Source organism: Dactylosporangium sp. NPDC005572 (genome assembly GCF_040605515.1).
Taxonomy (GTDB): Bacteria; Actinomycetota; Actinomycetes; order Mycobacteriales; family Micromonosporaceae; genus Dactylosporangium.
Map to the genome: position 1 here is coordinate 1 of NZ_JBEXCY010000418.1, position 3,246 is coordinate 3,246.

Annotated in this window: 3 protein-coding genes; all 3 read left to right on the top strand. The window is 66.9% G+C overall.

Features of this window, described 5'->3' with window-relative positions; all coding sequences use genetic code 11:
- Positions 1-66 precede the first annotated feature (66 nt).
- Positions 67-366: a transposase gene (locus ABZS66_RS61110; protein WP_354774100.1), complete on the top strand. Its 300-nt coding sequence runs from the start codon at positions 67-69 to the stop codon at positions 364-366.
- A 593-nt stretch (positions 367-959) separates the two neighbouring features.
- Positions 960-2,420, top strand: coding sequence for a group II intron reverse transcriptase/maturase (gene ltrA / locus ABZS66_RS61115; RefSeq protein WP_354774104.1), 1,461 nt, complete (start codon positions 960-962; stop codon positions 2,418-2,420).
- Between the two features lie 153 nt (positions 2,421-2,573).
- A partial coding sequence (locus ABZS66_RS61120; RefSeq protein ID WP_354774102.1) for an IS3 family transposase occupies positions 2,574-3,246 on the top strand: 673 nt, incomplete at its 3' end.

Genomic DNA, 3,246 nt, shown 5'->3' on the forward strand with positions numbered 1-3,246 from the left:
CTGAGCCACCCCCGCTTTCGTGGAGCTTCTCAAACATGATCGACTGATCATGGGGAGGGAGCATCCGTGGCTGCGCCGAAGAAGTACCCCGACGAGCTGAGAGCGCGCGCCGTGCGCTTGTACCGCGAGTCGGACCCGAAGCCGACGATCCGGCGCCTGGCCGAGCAGTTGGGCGTGCATCATGAGGCGTTGCGGAACTGGATTCGGCAGGCCGAGGCCGACGCCGGCGAGCGCACCGATCGGCCGACGACGGAGATGGCCGAGGAGAACCGCCGGTTGCGCGAGGAGGTCGCCGAGCTGCGTCGGGTCAACGAGATCCTGCGGGCTGCCAGCAGCTATTTCGCGTCGGAGCTGTGCGCCATGTAGCGCTGATGGATCGAGGAGGGTGAGAGACCCTTCCCGCCGGGCCGTCGCAGCGGTCCGGTTGAAGCCTGGGGGCAGCCTGATCCGTGCAACCGCGGTGAGGGTGGCAAGCGGCCCTGACAAAGGCGGGACGCGCCGGGACTGCCAGACGGTGCGGGCTCGTCGAGGCGAGGCCAGAAGGTGTAACGCGAGTGAACCAGTGTTTGACGCTCCGTAACAGCGAAGCCGGCTCCAATCTGGTGGATATGGGCCGGTGCGCAGTGCACCGCTTCGTGGAATCTGCGGAGTGGACTCCGAAGCCGTTTAGCTCCGGCGGTGAGGAGGCCATGGTGAAGGTCTGCGGCGTAGCCGTGGCGATGCTGCCGGAGTAGAGCTGGGCGCCTCCCTGGCCGATCGATCAATGTGGTGAACGTGGGAACCGACCGGCGTCCGCCGGTCCCCGGTCCGTCCAGGGCCGGGGTCGGCAGGTGTGTTGCCGCTGATGGGCGGCCGGTCGGGGCGGAGGCCTCGTAGTAGTCGCGGGCGTAACGACCCGCCGCTGGGGTCCGGGAGAGCCGGACGCAGGGCGAAGGGGGCCAGCAAGACAGGCAGTGCGGATGCTGGAATGCCAAGAGGAGTTGTCGCCGGTGAACACCTGCGATCCGGAGTTGGCCCTGTTGCGGGCTGAGGATCGGGTACTGGAGATCCAGACCAAGCTGCACCGTTGGGCTCGTGATGATCCTCGACGAGCGTTCGGCGACCTGTTCAACCTTGTCGCCGATCCCGCGTTCCTGCTGGTGGCGTGGGAGCGGGTGCGGAGTAACAAGGGTGCCAAGACCGCCGGGGTGGACGGGCGGACCGCCTTGTCCATCGTGTTGCGGGTCGGTGTCGAGGAGTTCCTCGGCGGGCTGCGGGTCTCGTTGAAGGACCGTAGTTTCCGGCCGCTGCCGGTGCGGGAACGGATGATCCCGAAGCCGGGCGGGAAACTGCGCCGGTTGGGGATCGCCACGATCGCCGATCGGGTGGTTCAGGCATCGGTGAAACTGGTGTTGGAGCCGATCTTCGAGGCGGACTTCCTCCCATGCTCCTATGGGTTCCGTCCGGGACGCCGGGCTCATGACGCGGTGGCCGAAATCCGTTACCTGGCCACGAATCCGCGCCGATATGACTGGATCGTGGAAGGTGACATCAAGGCCTGCTTCGATGAGATCGACCACACGGCCCTGATGGGTCGGGTTCGTGGCCGGATCACCGACAAACGCGTCCTGGGCCTGGTGAAGGCGTTCCTGAAGGCGGGGATCCTCGGAGAGGATCGGCAGTTTCGGGAGACCAACGCCGGGACCCCGCAAGGGTCGATCCTGTCCCCGCTGCTCAGCAACATCGCCCTGGCGGTGCTGGACGAGCACATCGCCCAGCAGCCCGGAGGTCCAAACTCCAGCCCGGGTGTGAGGGCGGGGCGGCTGCGGCGTGGCCTGCCGAACTTCAAGTTGGTGCGGTATGCCGACGACTGGTGCCTGATGATCAGAGGCAGCCAGTCCGACGCCGTGAGGTTGCGGGACGAGATCGCCGGGGTGTTGTCGACGATGGGCTTGCGCCTGTCGCCGGACAAGACCCTGATCACCCATATTGACGAGGGCGTGGACTTCCTCGGGTGGCGCATCCAGCGTCACCGCAAGAGGGGAACCAACCGGCACTTCATCTATACCTATCCGGCCAAGAAGTCGCTGAAAGCGGTGATGGCCAAGGTCAAGACGTTGTGTCGGCAGGTCGAGGTGAGCCAGCCGCTGGATGAGCTGATCCGACGGCTCAACCAGGCAGTTCGTGGCTGGTGCGCCTACTTCCGGCCCGGTGTGTCGTCAGCAACCTTCGCCTATCTGAGCCAGTACCTGTGGCAGACGGTATGGCGCTGGCTGCGACGGAAACATCGCCAGGTCACCTGGAAGGAACTGCGTCGCCGCTTCTGCGGCGGCGGCTGGTGGCCGCGTGGGCAGCGGGAACTGTTCGATCCGGAGAAGCTGGGCACGACCCGGTATCGCTACCGCGGATCGATCATCCCGTCACCGTGGCCAGCCGCCTGACGAGGAAACCACGAGCCCCGTGGGTCTTGTGGAGAGCCCGGTGCGCTGAAAGGCGCACGCCGGGTTCGGGAAGCGGCCCGGAGAAACGGACCAGCCCTCACGGGTGGGCACCGCGTCCCGGGCCGACTTCACCGGCCCGACCCGGCGACGGTCATGAGGTTCGTCGGCGAACACTCGGGCCGCTTCGCGGTCGCGCTCCTGCTACGGGTCCTGGGCGTCAACGAGTCGACCTACTACCAGTGGGTGCGTCAGGCCGAGCAGCCCTGTGACCGGAACCTGGTCGACCTCGGCCTGCTCTCCAACATTCACGAGGTCTGGGAAGCGTCCGGCCGTACCTACGGCGCGGACCGGGTGCACCGGCAACTGCGCCGTGACGGGATCCGGGTCGGCCGTAAACGTGTCGAGCGGCTGATGCGCCAGCAGGGCTGGCAGGGTGCGTTCCTGCGCCGCGGCTGGCGCGGCGGCTCTACCCGGCAGGACCCGCGACACACGCCGGCACCGGACCTGGTCAACCGCAACTTCACCGCGGCCGGCCCGAACCGGCTCTGGGTGGCCGACGCCACCCGAATCCCGTGTGGCGAAGGAGTGTTCTGGCTGGCAGCCGTCCGGGATGCCTTCTCCCGCCGGATCGTCGGCTGGAAGACCTCCGACCGCTGCAACACCGACCTGATCCTGGGCGCCCTCGAGTACGGCATCTGGTCCCGCGAGGTCCGCGACGGTCAGCTGATCCATCACTCGGACAGGGGCTCGAACTATACGTCTTTCCGATTCACGGAACGCTTGCAGGACAACGGAATCCTGCCTTCCATGGGGTCCGTCGGTGACT